Genomic DNA, 18,341 nt, shown 5'->3' on the forward strand with positions numbered 1-18,341 from the left:
GTAATAGCGCGTATTATTTGTCGCAATGCACAAACTAAGTGCTAGTTAAGTATTTTTAATGAAAATAAACGCGCACTTTACGAATATACGGTTCAGCCGCCGCTAACTCGTCAAACTGTTGGGCGAGTGTTTGCCCTTCATTGATGTCATTAATAACATGAAAAGGTAAGTAAATTTCTACATTAACACGGTTTGATAAATAGTGTAATGTAATTTGCTGAATCGCATTTCGACATTCAATGGGTTGCCAATGTTGTTGAAGGGTTGCGATAATTTCATGACGGAGCGGTAAATCTGTATTGGGATGACGTGTTATATCATTTTCTGAATCAATATGTACGATAACATCCGCAATTTCTGCTATGTTCGTGATGAGCTTTTGTCGTACAACTTCACCAATTTGATGCCCTTCTGAAACACTAATCGTTGGATTTACCAAGAGATGCACATCTATTAGTGCATTTGCACCCATTTGGCGCGTTCTAAGCTCATGTAGGGTGCGTACGCCATCAACTGTTTTAATAATGGCCTTAATTTGATCTATTTTAGTTTTTTCCAGCCCTGTATCGACGAGTTCTTCAATCCCCCCCCATCCCAATGACCAGCCTATGTGCATAATCATTAAACTAACGCCAATCGCAGCAAGTGCATCGGTTGCAGGCAGGTTTAAAAAAACACTACAGGCAATCCCAACCAGTACGATAACGGAAGAGAGTGCATCACTGCGGTGATGCCACGCATTTGCGTGCAACATTTTAGAATTAACTTTTTTTGCAGTGTAAACCGTGTAGTGATACAACGCTTCTTTACTAAAGATGGTGATAAATGCAATGGCTAACGTTAAATAGCTGGGTTGTAACAACAGTTGTGGCGTAAGTAGGCGGCGAATACCATCGGCAAAAATGCCCATGCCAACCAATATTAACATCATCCCGACAATCACGGTGGCTAATGTTTCAAAGCGAGCATGTCCATAAGGGTGTTTTTCATCAGCAACTTGCGCGCTGTACTTTGCGGCAACCAAGACCACAAAGTCGCTGAGTAAGTCAGAAAGCGTATGCAATCCATCCGCTATTAACGCTTGTGAATGTCCTATCCAACCAATGAGTAATTGGGCAATGGTTAATATGAAGTTACACCCAATCCCTACCCAAGTGACATGGCGAATGGCATTGTAACGGCTATCATCGGTAATTGTAGGGGGGAAATCTGGGCTGTATGCCATATTCATTTCGTTATCTGTAAAAACGGGGGTGTTATGATAACACGGTCGGTTTTAGGGATTGGGTGAAAGACGGTCTAAATCAGAACTTCTGTGACTAATGAATGCTGATTTAGACGAATCTTGTGGCTATCCTTTATTTAGCACACAGTTGTTTCAGTTATGAATGACGCAATCCCATCGGGATTTTTTTAAATAAACGCTTATCCATTTCACATAAATCATGTGCAATTAGTGGTTTAAAATCCATATTCGCTAAAATATCCTTGTCCACATCAACTCCCGGTGCTATTTCAATCAGCAACATCCCTTCGGGAGTCAACCGAAACACAGCTCGTTCAGTGATATATAGGACTTTTTGCCCTTTTTCTAAAGCATATTGTCCATTGAAGGTTAAATGTTGTACGTGGTCGACAAATTTGCGTTGTGTGCCTTCGCAAAAAATTTGTACCCGTCCTTCTTCAATAAAAAACTCTTGGTCACTGGATGTAAATGTACCCATAAAATAAACTTGCTTTGCATTTTGGCTGATATTAATAAATCCGCCTGCCCCCGTCATGCGCGAGGCAAAACGACTGACATTCACATTTCCATGTTTATCCGCCTGCGCCATGCCTAAAAAGGCTTGGTCTAAACCACCACCATCATAAAAATCAAATTGTGCGGGTTGGTCAATAATAGCGTAAGCATCTGCGACTGCACCAAAACTTAAACCACCAGCAGGAATGCCACCAATCCCACCCGGTTCTATAGTCAAAGTAAATGAATCTAAAATAGCTTCTTCATACGCGATAGAAGCAATACCCTCTGGTGTTCCAATACCCAAATTAACCACCGCCTCACTTTGTAATTCTAAGGTAGCACGTCGCGCCATTACTTTACGTGCATCCAACGGCAAAATGGGCAAACCACCCGAAACGGTGTGCGTTTCTCCCGTATAGTTCGAATTGTAATATTCGCTAAAGGTTTGCGGGTGATTTTCAGGTTGCGCAATAACAATATAATCCACCAAAATGCAAGGAATTTGTATCATTTGCGGGTTGAGCATGTGACGTGCTGTTACACGTTTTACTTGCACTATGACGATTCCGCCCGAATTCTTCACAGCTTGCGCAATTGCCAAACTTTCTAATACTAAAGCCTCATGCTCCATGGTTATATTGCCCAACTCGTCGGCGGTTGTCCCGCGTAAAAAAGCGACATTAATCGGAAAGGCTTTATAAAATAAATATTCTTTTCCTGAGAGCACGAGTAATTCAACAATATTTTCCGTGGTTTTACTGTTGATTTTGCCCCCCTCAATGCGTGGGTCGACAAAAGTATGTAACCCAACATGAGTAATTGTTCCCGGTTTATGCGCGGCAATATCGCGGTACAAATGTGCAATAACACCTTGTGGCAAGTTATAGGCTTCAATCCGATTTTGACGTGCCAATATTCCCAGTGCAGGCACAAGCCCCCAATGCCCGCCAATCACACGCTTAATCAATCCTTCATATCCCAAATGATTTAAGCCCCGTGACTGTCCATCACCTTGCCCAGCCGCGTAAACAAGAGTTAAATGGTTGGGTTCTCCCGTTTCTAAAAAACGCTTCTCCAGTGTAATGGCGAGTTCCTCCGCAAACCCCGTCCCCACAAAACCACCGGTTGCCAATGTATCTCCATCCTTAATGAGTTTTACCGCCTCTATTGCGGTAACGATTTTGTTACGCATAGTTTTATTATCAGTTATGAGTGAGTTGAGTAACAATATGTTATCTGAATCAGACCAATACTGCTTGAAGCCCTGCTATCCGTTTAAAACCTACCCAAATCAGACGGTTCAGATACATAAAATTTTAAATATTATCCATACTATCTTTTTTACACTTGCCAATTCTACAAATCACCATTTTTTTCTATCTTCTTCCCCCATATTTTAAACCGTGAACACTTTTCAGATACCACAAGGACAAAATAATGCAAACCACAGCATTGACCATTTTATCTCAAGCACATCAATGGTTATCTGCACACCAAACAGTTTATTTAATTACAGTTATTCATACATGGGGGTCAGCACCACGCCCTGTCGGCTCATTATTAGCGATTAACGCGAGTGGTGAATTAATTGGGTCAGTATCGGGGGGATGTGTAGAAGGCGATATTATAGAAAGAATACTACAAGGTGAATTTAAACAAATTAGTCGATTACATTATGGCATTACCAAAGAACAAAGCGAACGCTTTGGCTTACCCTGTGGTGGCGTATTAGAACTACTACTTGAACCCTTACAAAGCGTCGACAGCATACAACCCATTATTCACGCCTTAGAACAACGACAGCTAATTCAACGTCGCGTCAACCTACAATCAGGCGATGTTTATTGGCAATACCCACAACAAGAAATACCCCTCATTGCAACAGATAACTATTTAACCCATGTTTACGGAGCCGTGTGGCGACTACTAATTATTGGTGCAGCACACGCATCCCATTATCTTGCAGAATTTGCAATTCCACTAGACTATCAAGTTATTGTTTGCGACCCGCGTGAAGAATACGCATCAAGTTGGCAACTGGCTGGAACAGAATTAAGTCGAGAAATGCCAGACGATGCCGTATTAAAATACGTTAAAGACAACCGCTGCGCCGTCGTTACCTTAACACATGACCCTAAACTAGATGATATGGCACTGTTAGAAGCCCTCAACTCCCCCGCCTTTTATGTCGGCGCGTTAGGCTCAAAAAAAAGCACAGAAGCCCGTCGCGCCCGTCTAATCGATTTAGGCATGAGTCCACAAGCCCTTGCACAACTCCATGCTCCCGTTGGTTTACCAATAGGTAGTCGCACACCGCCAGAAATTGCCATTGCCATTTTGGCAGAAATGATGACCAAACGAACGAGTTTATTAACCCCAATAACAGAAAGAAAATTTTCAACACACTACGCTATCGCTTAAGATTTAAACCGCATATTTTCCCATTTACCTGCAAATTGCTATAAAATTCGTTTCTGTGCTTAACTTTTAACAGTTATTTAGGATAACCAAACAAAATTATGAGTGAATTAACGCCAAGACAGATTGTAAGTGAATTAGATAAACACATTATCGGGCAAGATGCCGCAAAACGTGCTGTAGCGATTGCCTTACGCAATCGTTGGCGGCGAATGCAAGTTGATGAAAGTTTACGCACTGAAATCACCCCGAAAAACATCCTCATGATAGGCCCAACAGGCGTTGGTAAAACAGAAATTGCACGGCGGTTAGCTAAATTAGCAAAAGCACCTTTTATCAAAATTGAAGCAACAAAATTTACCGAAGTTGGCTATGTTGGACGTGATGTCGAATCAATCGTTCGAGATTTAGTCGACATCTCCATCAAACTCGTGCGTGAAGAAGCCATACAAAAAATTCGCCCACAAGCAACAGATGCGGCAGAAGAACGTATTTTAGACGTACTATTACCACCTGCTCGTCACACACAAGAAGCAACAACAGAAGAATCCTCAACCCGCCAAAAATTCCGTAAAATGCTACGAGAAGGCAAATTAAACGACAAAGATATTGAAATTGAAGTCAATGAAACCCGTATTGGAGTCGAAATTATGGCACCGCCGGGGATGGAAGAAATGACTAACCAATTACAAAGCATGTTCCAAAATTTATCAAATGGACGCACACGCAGCCGCAAACTACGGGTTAAAGATGCCCTAAAACTGCTGCAAGAAGAAGAAGCCAGTAAGATGGTCAATGATGACGACTTAAAGCTACAAGCAATTGAAGTTGTCGAACAAAGTGGCATCATTTTTTTAGACGAAATTGACAAAATCACTCGACGCGGTGAAACCAGTGGCGCAGATGTCTCCCGTGAAGGAGTACAACGTGATTTACTGCCCTTAGTTGAAGGCTGTACCGTATCAACTAAATACGGCATGGTAAAAACAGACCACATTTTATTTATTGCCTCTGGCGCGTTTCACCTTTCAAAACCATCAGATTTAATCCCAGAATTACAAGGACGTTTACCCATTCGTGTAGAGCTTAATGCCCTCAGCGTTAGCGATTTTGTCCGCATTTTGACCGAGCCGAATGCCTCACTCACAGAACAATACATCGCATTACTTAAAACCGAAGGCGTTACATTGACATTTGCACCAGATGCTATTCAACGCATTGCAGAAATGGCTTGGCAAGTCAATGAACGCACAGAAAATATTGGCGCGCGTCGCTTGCACACCGTTTTAGAATGTTTACTGGAAGATTTATCTTTTGATGCAGCAGATGCAAATCAAGCAAAAGTCGTTATAGACGCACAATATGTTGATAAACAACTGGGAGAACTGGTGAAAAACGAAGATTTGAGCCAATATATTTTGTAAAACCTGTTTGAAATCTTAGATAAAAAATAGACAAGGATGGATAAACCAGAAATCAATCCCAAAAAAGCAAGCTCATGTTTAAGTAGCCTCAACGATGCTAAATGGGCAATCGTTGGGGCGTTGGTGAGTCAATTTGGTAGTGCTAAAGAAACATAGTGGGATTGAAATAAGAAAACTGAAAAGACAGAACTGTGCTAGTTGTTTAGTGAAGAAAACCCTATCTTTCTCCAAGATATAGAGAGAATCCCATCACGGCTGTCATCTATTTCATTTCGTAACCATCTGGTTTTGGTAGTGCTAAACAAGTAAGGATAAGTTGTAATGATTAATGAAAAAAATGATAGCCCCCACGTGATTTTGCAATTTCTTAGAGAAGGATAACGTTTTGCGAACTAAGCGACTGACTCGCTGTCTCAATGTGTTATTAAATCGTTCTATATGATTAGTTAAACCTGTCTCCTTCCCAACCGCTCGGTGACGTTTACTGGGTAATACCCCTTTATACGCCTCACACTGCACATTGACGATAAACGCCTGGAAGGGATTCCCATAATGCTGATGCACCTCTCTTATCTCGTTTTCCAACCGCAAATCCCACCACTTCTCTTGTTTCTTTATCTAATGCTAACCATATCCACACTTTTTCACGACGCTTACCCACGAATGACCACATCTCATCGCACTCTAATTGCAACACCCCTTTTTTTTAACCATCGGTTCACATAACGTTGTAGCCATGTCCCTGAAATGCCTGCAAGGGAGCGTTTTTCTTTTAACAATCGCTCTACCTGTTACCAGGTCTCTTGGCTGATTCGCTTTGGGTTGGCATTTTCTACAAATTGGCGACCACACCCACGACATTTGTAGTTTTGTTTGCCAAAATGTGTTTTTCCATTCTTAATCACATGATGACTTTGACATTCGGGACAATCTGGCATTTTGCGTTCTCTTTTTCAGGGATGTTCTTTATTTCCTAACAACCTTATCTGTTTAGCAATACCAAAACTATAACTATCGAGAATGCGGACGGAGATTTGTAGAATAGCCCAGCAAGAAATATATAAGCTAAGAAACTTGGGTACAGGCAAAAGAAAAACGCTCACTAAGAGGAATAGCCTGTGTCAAGGAATCTCAGGCACATGGCTATAACATTATGTCAATGTCACTCTCTTCTGTTTGTTCTTGACGCGCATACGAGCCAAAAAGTGCTAGTCGTTCAATACCATATTTACTTTTTAATTCAGGTTGATAGTTTCGTAAAATTTGTTGGATTTCAGCAAGTGTTCGCATTTGAATTCACCTATCATGCTTATAAAAAAAGACCCCGATAACTAATAATTATTGGAGTCTTTTAATTGTAAGCAACTAAATCTTACAGCGCAAACAAGTCCGTAAACTCATTCATTGGGGTATTTTTTAAGGTTGCTTGGTAGGCGAAGATTTTTAGAATCTTGGTATATTTTTGGGAATAAACAGGTGGCTAAGTTCTGTTTAACCGACTAACTCAAAGCCCGAAGCACCGCTTGCGGTTCTTTTGCAACGACTTGGAGCAAAGCTAAAGCTGCTCCGCGTGGTTTACGGTCACCCCGTTCCCAATGTCGAAGAGTACCTAAACTAATACAAAATTTGGTCGCAAACTCCAATTGGGTTAAGCCCAATTTTGCGCGTAATTGAGCAACATTAATTTCTGCTGTGGGGCGATGTGTACGAGTGGTTACTGTTTTGCCTTGATTGAGTTCAATCGCTTCTTGTAAGCCCTGTGCAATACTTTCAAATGCTTTTTTAGTCACGCTGATTCTCCAATGCCGTTTTTACCAATATATCCACTAATTTTGCAAGCTGGTTTCTTTCTGCTTTAGAAAGATTAGCACGCTCATTTTTTCCAAAAATTGTTAATAGATATAAGGGTAAACGTTTATCATGATAATAGTAAATAATACGAACACCACTACTTTTTCCTTTGTTACCACGTCCCCAACGTAATTTACGAATACCGCCTGTGCCTTCTATCAAATCGCCTGCATGAGGATAAATTGCTAAATAATCAATAATGGATTTGCACTCAGATTCATTGAGTAATTCAGCGGAGCGGTTTATATATTCTGGCAGTTCAGTGACAGTGGTAAACATAAATGAAAGTGTAAGCCACTGGATTATGCTTTTCAATGCGTTTTACAAATAAGAGCTTAAATAAACGATGCTAAACTTATGGTCGTTTGCTCATTAAAGAATAGATAAGTCGACTCATAAAAAAAGACCCCGATAATTAATATTATTGGAGTCTTTTGATTGTAAGCAACTAAATCCTACAGCGTAAACAAGTCCGTAAACTCATTCATTAGGGTATTTTCTAAGGTTGCTTGGTCAGCGCAGGTTTCGAGAATATTGGCGGACTATTTTTTATGGAAAAACTCTGGTTGTAATTAAGTCTTTACGGTTTGGAAGAACACTACCAAGTGCGCGAAGCCTTGGAAGGTATGGTGGCGTGATTAGCAGTAATTCATAATCTAGTGAGGATGTTTTCCCTAAATTATCAAGCGGAGCTTGATATGCAGACATTCCCAAACAGCGTTTGGGAACGAGAATTGACCTGTTGGCTGTGTGACCCACCTGAGATTCGAACTCAGAGCTCCCCCTTCATAAATACCCTATACTTAAGGTGCTTATGAAGAGGGGTACTTTAGCCAGTTAAGTGAGTGAGTCATAAAACTTTTCTACAATTTCTTTAGCTTTTTCTAAACTATATGAATACTCAGAATGAATATAGCTTATTGCTACCTTCTTCAGTTTGTCATGGTTTTTACCATATTTTTTCCAACTATCAAAAGGCACCTTTGAATAAATTCTTTCATCATCAGGTTCTAACAATAGTGCAATTGACTCAGAAAAATCTAAAAGGAGTCGACACCAAAATTTTATGTCATGAAAAGATATGCTACTTGGGTTATTTGGTGCCGATAGCATATTGTATTTTTCTCTGACAAAGTCTATAGATTCCCTTCTAGATTTATAAAAGTTTTCCGCTTCATCTTTATTTTTTTTGTTTGGATGAGCAATAGAATTTCGCAACAGTCTTAAGTAATCAACGGCATTGGATTCGTATCGGAAATTTTTTTTGTTATCTGGTCCTCTAATATAGTTTTTTTCGAGAACTTCTAGTGGAGAAACTTTATCGGGTTTCATCCACTTCAGGTCAAATCGCTTAAATTCGTTCTCCACTTCGTCTAGAAACACATCGAAACCACTATATATGGAAACGATAGAAAGTCTGATTTGGCTATTCAATATACGATCTGACGTAATACCATTTAGCACTATCCCAACCTCACTAGCTTTACTTGTCCAGTAATCTACCTGCTTTCGTTCCATCTTTTGTGACTCAAGTAGAGATACATGAGTGGCAGCGGCCTCAGCTGTAAGTTCGCCAATGAATGATTTGAAGTTTCTAACGCTCGGAGGTCTATACATATTCAGCTAATGAGCAGATTATCGGTATAACTTAAATGAAGTTGGGATGTATTTCCATTGTTGAGCAGTATTCATTACACTACTGCTCAACAAGTAATTTAACTACTTTACTTAATGTTACTTCAAAAAATATTTTTAGGCAATGTTGTTAAACTAAAAGCTTAGATTGCATTAATTCATAACACTATTTTCTCGTTCCCAAACAGAGTTTGGGAACATCTGTCGGTCAAGCTCTGCTTGACCATACGCTACAGTTATCTAGCCTCTGTATTTCAAAGATATTTCAAACTTTCCGAATCTTCAAGTAACGTTTGATGTGCAGGTATTCCCAAACGGCGTTTGGGAACTAGAAACACATCCAACAAGGTGGAATACGCTACGCTATTCCACCCCACCCCAAATTGTCGACAATCTCCCATTATCCCCATTGACACCCCCCCTAAAACCGCCTATATTGTCGACAATTAAGCTATAGAGATGCACATCATGGTATCGCTGATACTTCCCACTGATCAGCCTGTCACCACTGCCGATAAAACTTTTATTCAATTGCGACAAGATATTGTCGAAGGTATCATCCGTCCTAGCAGCAAACTCAGCGAGACGGAGTTGTCGACAAAATACGCGGTGAGCCGTGCTGTGATTCGAGAAGCCATTAACCGTTTAGAATCTTGCCATTTAGTTGAACGTAAAGCCAACGTCGGGGCGCGTGTCGTCGCCTTAACGCAAGATGGTTTAGAAGAGCTGTACCAAGTGCGCGAAGCCTTGGAAGGGATGGCGGCACGATTAGCAGCCGTTCACATGACCGAGGCAGAAATCAGCGATTTAAACAGCTTATTAAGTACCCATTTTAAAACCGTGCAAAGTGGCGAGACTTACTACCAAGAAGCGGGCGATTTAGATTTTCATTATCGGATTATCTTAGGCAGTAAAAATACACAGTTAATATCGATGTTGGTGGACAGCTTATATCACTTAATCCGCATGTATCGCGTGCAGTTAGGGATGGCAGGGCCTAGAGTGACCACCGCCTTTGATGAACATCGCCATATTGTGCAAGCCATTTCTAATCGTGACGCAGAATTAGCTGAAATGTTAATGCGTCGTCATATCTTATATACCAAGCAGAATTCACAAAAGACTTTGCTGAGTCACATTAATAGTCAAACGAGGATGTAGCATGAATACAAATTACCGCAAGCCTTTAGCTGGTACTAATTTAGACTTCTTTGATACCCGCGCCGCCGTGGAAGAAATCCAAGCAGGTGCGTATGAAAAACTGCCTTATACCTCTCGCGTGTTAGCAGAACAGTTAGTACGCCGTTGCGACCCCGCGATGTTGACGGATTCTTTAAAACAGTTAATTGAGCGCAAACGCGATTTAGATTTTCCTTGGTATCCTGCGCGTGTGGTGTGCCATGACATTTTAGGTCAAACTGCATTAGTGGATTTAGCAGGCTTACGTGATGCCATCGCTGAGCAAGGCGGCGACCCCGCAAAAGTCAATCCTGTTGTTCCAACGCAGTTAATCGTTGACCACTCTTTAGCCGTTGAATTCGGGGGCTTTGACCCTGACGCATTCCAAAAAAACCGTGAAGTAGAAGACCGTCGTAATGAAGACCGTTTCCATTTTATCGAGTGGACTAAAACCGCGTTCAAAAACGTGGACGTGATTCCTGCGGGCAACGGCATCATGCACCAAATTAACTTGGAAAAAATGTCGCCCGTGATTCAAGTGCGTGACGGCGTGGCTTTCCCTGATACTTGCGTCGGGACTGATAGCCATACGCCTCACGTCGACGCGTTAGGTGTTATCGCGATTGGTGTCGGTGGTTTAGAAGCTGAAACCGTGATGTTAGGTCGCGCTTCTATGATGCGTTTACCCGACATCATCGGCGTGAAATTAACGGGCAAACGTAAAGCGGGCATCACTGCAACTGACGTAGTCTTAGCTTTAACCGAGTTTTTGCGTAAAGAGCGCGTCGTCTCTGCTTATTTAGAATTCTTCGGCGATGGCGCAGTGGATTTAACCATTGGCGACCGTGCAACCATTTCTAATATGACTCCAGAATTTGGGGCATCTGCGGGCATGTTCTACATTGATTCGCAAACGATTGATTACTTAAACTTGACAGGTCGTGACGCTAAACAAGTCGCTTTAGTCGAAAACTACGCTAAAACCACAGGTTTATGGGCAGACAGTTTAGTTAATGCAGAGTATGAGCGCGTCTTAGAATTTGATTTATCGACTGTTGTGCGCAACATGGCAGGCCCTTCTAACCCACACCGTCGTTTACCCACTTCTGCTTTAGCTGAACGTGGCATTGCGGTGAATTTAGACAAAGCCCAAGCGGAAGAAAAAGAAGGCAAAATGCCCGATGGGGCGGTGATTATCGCAGCAATCACTTCCTGCACGAACACCTCTAATCCCCGCAACGTCGTCGCCGCTGCCTTATTAGCGAAAAAAGCTAACGAGTTAGGCTTAGTGCGTAAACCTTGGGTGAAATCCTCTTTTGCACCCGGTTCTAAAGTCGCAGAATTGTATTTAACGGAATCAGGTTTATTACCTGAATTAGAAAAATTAGGTTTCGGTATCGTGGCATTTGCTTGCACCACCTGTAACGGCATGAGCGGCGCGTTAGACCCCAAAATTCAGCAAGAAATTATTGACCGTGATTTATACGCAACGGCGGTATTGTCTGGCAACCGTAACTTTGATGGTCGTATTCACCCTTATGCTAAACAAGCATTTTTAGCTTCTCCGCCCTTAGTTATTGCTTATGCCATCGCGGGGACAGTGCGTTTTGACATCGAGAATGATGTTTTAGGCACTGACAAAAACGGTAAAGCGATTACCTTAAATGACATTTGGCCTTCTGATGAAGAAATCGACGCGATTGTTAAACAATTCGTGAAACCTGAACAATTTAATAAAGTTTACATTCCGATGTTTGACTTAGGTGCGATAGAAGAAGCGAAAAGCCCCTTGTACGACTGGCGACCCATGAGCACTTACATCCGCCGTCCTCCCTACTGGGAAGGTGCATTAGCGGGTGCGCGTGCCTTAAAAGGAATGCGTCCATTAGCGGTATTAGGCGATAACATCACCACTGACCACTTGTCACCCTCTAACGCGATTCTGGCGAGCAGTGCCTCAGGCGAATACTTAGCCAAAATGGGCTTACCTGAAGAAGACTTTAACTCTTATGCAACCCATCGCGGCGACCATTTAACCGCACAACGTGCCACATTCGCCAATCCGCAACTGTTAAACGAAATGTGCCGCGACGAAAACGGCAACGTAAAAAAAGGTTCTTTAGCGCGTATTGAGCCAGAAGGTCAAGTGACGCGTATGTGGGAAGCGATTGAAACTTACATGGAACGCAAACAGCCTTTAATCATCGTAGCAGGCGCGGATTATGGTCAAGGTTCTTCTCGTGACTGGGCAGCAAAAGGCGTGCGTTTAGCGGGTGTTGAAGCCATTGTTGCAGAAGGCTTCGAGCGTATTCACCGCACAAACTTAGTGGGCATGGGCGTGTTACCGCTGGAATTCAAAGCGGGCGAAACCCGTCAAACCTACAACATCGACGGCACTGAGACGTTTGATGTCATCGGTGAATTAACCCCACGCGCTGAATTAACCGTTGTGATTCATCGTAAAAATGGTGAAACCGTGAACGTGCCTGTCACTTGCCGTTTAGACACCGCAGAAGAAGTCTCTGTGTATGAAGCAGGTGGCGTGTTACAACGCTTTGCTAAGGACTTTTTAGAAGCGAAAGCGGCTTAATAGCTGAAATGTAGGGTGGAATAGCGCAGCGTATTCCACCACGTTCAAGCCAATATGCTGATTCTGGTGGAATACGGCTTGCGCCTATTCCACCCTACATAAGGAAACCATCAACATGTCTCAAGTCCCTCAAATCAAAATCCCAGCCACTTACATGCGCGGCGGCACGAGCAAAGGCGTATTTTTCAACTTAACCGACTTACCCGCCGCCGCTCAAGTCGCAGGCGAAGCACGCGACAAATTATTACTGCGCGTTATCGGCAGCCCTGACCCTTATGGCAAACACACCGACGGCATGGGGGGCGCGACTTCTAGCACCAGCAAAACCGTGATTCTGTCTAAAAGCACACAACCTGATCACGACGTGGATTACTTATTCGGTCAAGTTGCGATTGATAAACCGTTTATCGATTGGAGTGGCAACTGTGGCAATTTAACCGCAGCAGTCGGCTCATTCGCTATTTTCAGCGGTTTAATTGACCCTGCGCGCGTCCCTCAAAACGGCACGGTTGTGGTGCGTATTTGGCAAGCCAACATTAAAAAAACCATTCTTGCGCATGTGCCCATCACTAACGGCGAAGTACAAGAAACGGGTGATTTTGAATTAGACGGCGTAACTTTTCCCGCCGCAGAAGTACAAGTTGAATTTATGGACCCCGCCGATGGCGAAGGCGCAATGTTCCCGACAGGCAATTTAGTCGATGATTTAGAAGTGCCAAATATCGGTACTTTCAAAGCCACGATGATTAATTCAGGTATTCCCACCGTATTTTTAAACGCGGAAGACCTTGGCTACACGGGCACAGAATTACAAGAAGCCATCAACGGCGACCCTGCTGCGTTAGCCCGCTTTGAAACCATTCGCGCCCACGCTGCCTTACGCATGGGGTTAATCAGTAAACTTGAAGAAGCCGCAAGCCGTCAACACACGCCTAAAATCGCATTTGTTGCTAAACCACAAGCTTATGTCTCATCTAGCGGTAAACAAGTCACTTTAGATGATATTGATGTGAATGTCCGTGCTTTATCCATGGGTAAATTACACCATGCCATGATGGGCACTGCTGCCGTGGCTATTGGCACAGCCGCTGCTATCCCTGGAACCTTGGTCAATTTAGCAGCAGGCGGTGGCGAACGTAACGCCGTCCGTTTTGGTCATCCATCGGGTACGCTACGCGTTGGTGCAGAAGCTAAATTAGTCAATGGCGAATGGACTGCGACTAAAGCCGTGATGGGTCGTAGCGCACGGGTGTTAATGGAAGGTTATGTCCGTATTCCGGGGGATGCGTTTTAAAGTTTGTATTTGAGCCTATAAGCTATAAACGTTTTTGCAACAGAGCCTTATCAAACTTATTGAGAGGCTCTTTTTTTATGTTTTTACGCACAGTGGTTATTCAGTCGTGTTCAAGCGGGCTTTAACATATTAGAAACGTAACTCTTCTTAGCATAACCTGAGTTCGGTCTAAGGAAGGCAAGCGCGATAAAATCTGAGAAAATATAAAATCTCTACATTCCATATTTCTCAACGAGCTTGCCTATCATGAATTTAACACGATTATTTTGTGAAGTGGATGATTTCTGCAACGCATTTATTCCTGAATGGGAAAAAACTCAACTCAACGATGGCTGCAAAAAAAGACGTAGAACTCGCAGTTTAAGCCCTTCTGAAATCATCACTCTTATTGTCTTGTACCACTCCTCAGGTTACAGAACCTTCAAATGGTTTTATACCCGTCATCAGCATCTGTCTCAGGCATTTCCGAAACTTGTCTCCTACAATCGTTTTATTGAGCTGTTACCTGACATCTTGATTCCTCTGACTTTCTTCATGAAAAGCCGTTGCGCCACAGGGAAGGGGATTGCCTTTATTGATTCAACCCCTTTACGGGTTTGCGATAACCTACGGATTTCACGCCACCAAACCTTCAAAGAGGAGGCGCAAAGAGGTAAATCCTCAACAGGATGGTTTTATGGCTTTAAACTCCATCTCTTAGTCGACGATTGCGGTCAAATCCTCTCCTTTCGGATTACGCGCGGCAATGTCGATGATAGAAAACCTGTTCCAAGTATGCTGAAAAACTTTATCGGTAAAGTCTTTGGAGACCGTGGCTATCTCTCTAAAAAACTAGCGGCGTTATTAGCTTTAGATGACGTAGAACTGATTACCACCTTGAAGAAAAACATGAAACCCCGAGTACTCGCCGCTTTCGATAAGCTTTTGTTACGTAAGCGTTGTATCATTGAAACGATTAATGACCAGCTGAAAAATATCTTTGATTTAGAACACTCGCGGCATCGTTCATTAACCAATTATATGATTAACGTTGTCGCAAGTTTGGTCGCTTATTCTTATCAGGATAAACTACCTTCTTTGAATATTGCCAGAAAGGATTTGACTCCTTTGCTCTAATCGCTTATCCCGAACTCAGGTTAAATATAGTTTTACAGAGTGAAAAATCATTATGCACACGTTTCAAGTGAATTCACAGATTAACGAAAATGGTTTGCTTTCAATTAAATTGCCTCAAGAATGGGCGAATCAACAGGTCAATGTTTTGTTGGTATTAGAAATATTGCAAAATAGTTTAAAACAGCCTGAACCAACTAACCTAACGCAGTTGCCAGACGATTTTATGAATGAACGTATGAGCGATGTACCCCAATCTCGGGAAGAATGGTTGTGAAATTGCGTTATTTGTTAGACACCAATATTTGCATTTATATCGCAAAGAAAAAACCATTAGAAGTTTATCAACGACTGAGTACATTGAATGAATGGGGATAATGGGAGATTGTCGACAATTTCGCGTAGGGTGGAATAGTGTAGCGTATTCCACAGTGAGTGTTTGTATGTTGTTAGTGTTGTGGGTTGGTAGGGGTATTGTTTGGGTAGTGAATTTTGTTATGTGCTAACGTATTATTGATAGGTGTTTTTTGAAATAATATATTGATTTATTCCCTTTACGCAGATGAAAAATTCATTAGAAAATGGAGATTTTTATGGAAAAATGTCTTTGGGTAATGGTAATAACCTAGAGTTTGATATTTACAGCTTTAATGAAGAATGGAATAAATTTTCTGACCTTTATATTTTTGCATATGAGAGGACAGAACTGGAATGGATTGCTCTATATGTCGGTAAAACAAATGATTTTTCAGAGCGTCTCCCATATCATGAACGACGAGATGAACTTAACCAAATCATGACTGATTACGATTTTAAAACGCTAAATGATAAAGAGTTTGAAGTTCTATGTACGGACTTACTCAGCTCTGAATACGGTGTGCGCTACGAACGTTTTAAAGCAGGACGAGATGGAGGTGTTGATGGTCGATTTTTTTCATCGGACGGAAAAGAAACCATTCTGCAATGTAAGCATTGGATTTCTACACCATTAAACACGCTCATTTCACGTCTGAAATCTGAGGAAAAACCGAAAGTAGAAAAGCTTAAGACTGCTCGTTACATCCTCATGCTATCTCACCCGTTATCACGCGAAGATAAAACAAAAATAGTTAAAATTTTTGCACCGTATCTAAAAGATAGCGACATTTTCGGTAAAGAAGACTTAAATGATTTACTTGCCCGTCATGCAGAGGTAGAACGGAGACATTACAAACTTTGGTTGTCAAGCACTAATGTACTCCAATACATGCTTAATAAACCTATTTATGATCGTAGTCACGATGAATTAGAGTCTATTCAAGAGATTGCTCATTTATATATAAAAACAGAAAATCATGATCGTGCTATCAAAAAATTAGAAGCGCGAAGAACGGTTATTATTACGGGTTCTGCGGGAATTGGAAAAACAACGCTCGCAAGGCATTTACTCTTACATTATGTGCTGGAAGACTTTAAATTATTTGTTATTAGTGAAGATATTCAGGAGGCAGAGGAGGTTTTTCAGAACAGTGAAAAACAACTCTTCTATTTTGATGACTTTTTGGGAAGAAATTATTTAGAGGCATTGACAGGACATGAAGGCAGTAAAATAGTGCATTTTATAGGGCGTGTCCGAAAATCTCCAAATACACGATTACTTCTTACATCACGCACAACGATTTTAAATCAGGGAAAAATTGTTCATGACGAGTTTCAGCACAATAAGCTCGACCAAAATGAATATGAGTTAACGCTAGACTCTCTATCAAACTTAGATAAGGCTAAAATCCTCTATAATCATTTGTGGCACTCGAATCTTGCTAAAGACTTTATTGAGCAAATCTATCTCAATAAACGTTACAGAGATATTATTAAACACCAAAATTTTAACCCTCGATTAATCAATTATATTACTGATTATGATAGAATAAGTTTGGATAATACTCCTATAGCAGAGTATTGGAATTATATATCTAAGACATTGGATAATCCTATCGATGTCTGGGAACATTCTTTTACAGTACAACTTGATGATTTCGGCAGGGCACTGGTTCTACTGGTTACACTAAATATGCGTAGTATTGATGAATCTCTGTTATCCGAAGCATATCAACGGTATGTTTCAATTCCTGAACATAATAATTTGCACGGCAAAAGAGATTTTTCTCTCAATATCAAACATCTTACAGGTTCTTTTTTGAAGAGAGTTATCTATGGAAAGAATGAACCATTTTTTAATCTATTCAATCCCTCCGTTGGCGATTATATCTTGCGACGCTATGCGAATGACACTGTTTCTTTAAAAGCAGGTTTTCTCAGTTTACGAACAATCGATTCGCTAAACACTCTTTCCGATCTTTCAAAAAACGAGATTATTAATTCTACCATCGCAAAAAATATTGCGGAGGGATTATTAGATAAAGCCGTTCTAGTTTCTTTTAAAGATTATCTTCCTGATTACATTGCAAAATTAATCTTAATTGTAAGAGCTTATAATTCATCACTTGTACCTAGTGAGCCAAATATTGCTAAGGCAATCGATTTTTTAGTGAACTCAAGTTCAGGCATCACTTCTGGCAATGGTCTTGACGTTATCGATTGGGCATTTACTCACAAGGTAATTGCACAAGAATGGGTATTTAATTTTATGCAAGAGAAAATACCTAAATTTGGAGAATGGGATGATTTGATAACTATCTCGTTAATAATAAGTAAGTTTGATGGTGAAACTCAAAAATTAGTTATATCATCTTTTATCGAGTCTGTAGTTACTTATTTTGAGTATTACGTTCGTGATGATTTTTCACCGGAAGACGTTTTCGGTTCAATAGAAGGAGGCGATTATTCTGGTGCTGAAGATAAACTTCTGGAATTAATAGAAGAAAAAATTGACGTTCTAGCAGGTGACTTAGGCGTTTTTATAACAAGTAATGATTATGCTGAACATAAAAAGAGAATAGTCAACGCATTTGACATAAAAGAGCGACACGATGAATATTTTAATTCATCAGAATCTGATTATCATGAAGATGAATATTATCCACATAATACAACTATGGATGAAATTGATGATTTATTTGAACGTGCTTGGTCCTCCAAAAAACAATAATTCAA

Annotated in this window: 15 protein-coding genes and 1 pseudogene; 8 read left to right on the top strand and 8 right to left on the bottom strand. The window is 41.2% G+C overall.

All coding sequences use genetic code 11. The annotated features are described in order from the left end of the window. Positions 1-55 precede the first annotated feature (55 nt). Positions 56-1,225 (bottom strand): cation diffusion facilitator family transporter, encoded by a 1,170-nt coding sequence (locus tag AL038_RS17950; RefSeq protein WP_062155201.1) that lies wholly within the window; start codon positions 1,223-1,225, stop codon positions 56-58. Between the two features lie 157 nt (positions 1,226-1,382). Then, the gene (locus AL038_RS17955) at positions 1,383-2,936 is read right to left on the bottom strand and encodes an acyl CoA:acetate/3-ketoacid CoA transferase (RefSeq protein WP_062155203.1); all 1,554 of its coding nucleotides are present in this window, start codon (positions 2,934-2,936) and stop codon (positions 1,383-1,385) included. A 245-nt stretch (positions 2,937-3,181) separates the two neighbouring features. Here AL038_RS17955 and AL038_RS17960 point away from each other — a divergent pair, with 245 nt between their 5' ends. Continuing rightward, positions 3,182-4,165: an XdhC family protein gene (locus AL038_RS17960; RefSeq protein ID WP_062155205.1), complete on the top strand. Its 984-nt coding sequence runs from the start codon at positions 3,182-3,184 to the stop codon at positions 4,163-4,165. A 98-nt stretch (positions 4,166-4,263) separates the two neighbouring features. Continuing rightward, a complete protein-coding gene (hslU, locus tag AL038_RS17965; RefSeq protein WP_062155207.1) occupies positions 4,264-5,586 on the top strand; it encodes an ATP-dependent protease ATPase subunit HslU in 1,323 nt (440 codons plus the stop codon). Between the two features lie 297 nt (positions 5,587-5,883). Here hslU and AL038_RS18860 read toward each other — a convergent pair. From AL038_RS18860 to AL038_RS17995, 6 genes and pseudogenes are all read right to left on the bottom strand, one after another. Beyond that, a pseudogene (locus tag AL038_RS18860) lies at positions 5,884-6,524 on the bottom strand (IS1 family transposase). A gap of 205 nt (positions 6,525-6,729) precedes the next feature. Next, a complete protein-coding gene (locus tag AL038_RS17975) occupies positions 6,730-6,876 on the bottom strand; it encodes a nucleotidyltransferase family protein (protein WP_083991587.1) in 147 nt (48 codons plus the stop codon). A 209-nt stretch (positions 6,877-7,085) separates the two neighbouring features. Then, positions 7,086-7,376, bottom strand: a complete 291-nt coding sequence (locus AL038_RS17980) for a helix-turn-helix domain-containing protein (RefSeq protein ID WP_062155209.1) — start codon at positions 7,374-7,376, stop codon at positions 7,086-7,088. Further along, positions 7,369-7,716, bottom strand: coding sequence for a type II toxin-antitoxin system RelE/ParE family toxin (locus AL038_RS17985; RefSeq protein WP_062155211.1), 348 nt, complete (start codon positions 7,714-7,716; stop codon positions 7,369-7,371). The genes AL038_RS17980 and AL038_RS17985 overlap by 8 nt, the downstream gene beginning before the upstream one ends. Positions 7,717-8,274: 558 nt before the next feature. Next, the gene (locus AL038_RS17990) at positions 8,275-9,054 is read right to left on the bottom strand and encodes a hypothetical protein (RefSeq protein ID WP_062155212.1); all 780 of its coding nucleotides are present in this window, start codon (positions 9,052-9,054) and stop codon (positions 8,275-8,277) included. A 272-nt stretch (positions 9,055-9,326) separates the two neighbouring features. Continuing rightward, positions 9,327-9,482, bottom strand: coding sequence for a hypothetical protein (locus AL038_RS17995; RefSeq protein ID WP_161575478.1), 156 nt, complete (start codon positions 9,480-9,482; stop codon positions 9,327-9,329). A 58-nt stretch (positions 9,483-9,540) separates the two neighbouring features. Between AL038_RS17995 and AL038_RS18000 the strand changes: the two genes are divergently transcribed. The 6 genes from AL038_RS18000 to AL038_RS18030 all read left to right on the top strand — a co-directional run bounded on the left by AL038_RS18000 (position 9,541) and on the right by AL038_RS18030 (position 18,336). After that, entirely contained in the window at positions 9,541-10,233 is a 693-nt protein-coding gene (locus AL038_RS18000; RefSeq protein ID WP_062155214.1) for a GntR family transcriptional regulator, read from the top strand. Between the two features lies 1 nt (position 10,234). Further along, entirely contained in the window at positions 10,235-12,841 is a 2,607-nt protein-coding gene (acnD, locus tag AL038_RS18005) for a Fe/S-dependent 2-methylisocitrate dehydratase AcnD (protein WP_062155216.1), read from the top strand. 115 nt (positions 12,842-12,956) lie between these two features. Beyond that, complete coding sequence (gene prpF / locus AL038_RS18010) at positions 12,957-14,135, top strand: 2-methylaconitate cis-trans isomerase PrpF (protein WP_062155219.1); 1,179 nt, start codon at positions 12,957-12,959, stop codon at positions 14,133-14,135. Positions 14,136-14,381: 246 nt separating this feature from the next. Next, complete coding sequence (locus AL038_RS18015; RefSeq protein ID WP_062155221.1) at positions 14,382-15,251, top strand: IS982 family transposase; 870 nt, start codon at positions 14,382-14,384, stop codon at positions 15,249-15,251. Positions 15,252-15,303: 52 nt separating this feature from the next. Next, positions 15,304-15,525, top strand: a complete 222-nt coding sequence (locus tag AL038_RS18020; protein WP_062155223.1) for an AbrB/MazE/SpoVT family DNA-binding domain-containing protein — start codon at positions 15,304-15,306, stop codon at positions 15,523-15,525. Between the two features lie 285 nt (positions 15,526-15,810). Next, positions 15,811-18,336, top strand: a complete 2,526-nt coding sequence (locus AL038_RS18030) for an nSTAND3 domain-containing NTPase (RefSeq protein WP_201800110.1) — start codon at positions 15,811-15,813, stop codon at positions 18,334-18,336. Positions 18,337-18,341: the final 5 nt, after the last annotated feature.

Origin of the sequence: Beggiatoa leptomitoformis (assembly GCF_001305575.3) — a bacterium.
Taxonomy (GTDB): domain Bacteria; phylum Pseudomonadota; class Gammaproteobacteria; order Beggiatoales; family Beggiatoaceae; genus Beggiatoa; species Beggiatoa leptomitoformis.

Bases quoted from the DNA above. Each gene is read 5' to 3' on its own strand.
- AL038_RS17950 (WP_062155201.1), bottom strand. From the start codon at position 1,225: ATGGCATACAGCCCAGATTTCCCCCCTACAATTACCGATGATAGCCGT.
- AL038_RS17955 (WP_062155203.1), bottom strand. From the start codon at position 2,936: ATGCGTAACAAAATCGTTACCGCAATAGAGGCGGTAAAACTCATTAAG.
- AL038_RS17960 (WP_062155205.1), top strand. From the start codon at position 3,182: ATGCAAACCACAGCATTGACCATTTTATCTCAAGCACATCAATGGTTA.
- hslU (WP_062155207.1), top strand. From the start codon at position 4,264: ATGAGTGAATTAACGCCAAGACAGATTGTAAGTGAATTAGATAAACAC.
- AL038_RS17975 (WP_083991587.1), bottom strand. From the start codon at position 6,876: ATGCGAACACTTGCTGAAATCCAACAAATTTTACGAAACTATCAACCT.
- AL038_RS17985 (WP_062155211.1), bottom strand. From the start codon at position 7,716: ATGTTTACCACTGTCACTGAACTGCCAGAATATATAAACCGCTCCGCT.
- AL038_RS17990 (WP_062155212.1), bottom strand. From the start codon at position 9,054: ATGTATAGACCTCCGAGCGTTAGAAACTTCAAATCATTCATTGGCGAA.
- AL038_RS17995 (WP_161575478.1), bottom strand. From the start codon at position 9,482: ATGGGGATAATGGGAGATTGTCGACAATTTGGGGTGGGGTGGAATAGC.
- AL038_RS18000 (WP_062155214.1), top strand. From the start codon at position 9,541: ATGGTATCGCTGATACTTCCCACTGATCAGCCTGTCACCACTGCCGAT.
- acnD (WP_062155216.1), top strand. From the start codon at position 10,235: ATGAATACAAATTACCGCAAGCCTTTAGCTGGTACTAATTTAGACTTC.
- prpF (WP_062155219.1), top strand. From the start codon at position 12,957: ATGTCTCAAGTCCCTCAAATCAAAATCCCAGCCACTTACATGCGCGGC.
- AL038_RS18015 (WP_062155221.1), top strand. From the start codon at position 14,382: ATGAATTTAACACGATTATTTTGTGAAGTGGATGATTTCTGCAACGCA.
- AL038_RS18020 (WP_062155223.1), top strand. From the start codon at position 15,304: ATGCACACGTTTCAAGTGAATTCACAGATTAACGAAAATGGTTTGCTT.
- AL038_RS18030 (WP_201800110.1), top strand. From the start codon at position 15,811: ATGAAAAATTCATTAGAAAATGGAGATTTTTATGGAAAAATGTCTTTG.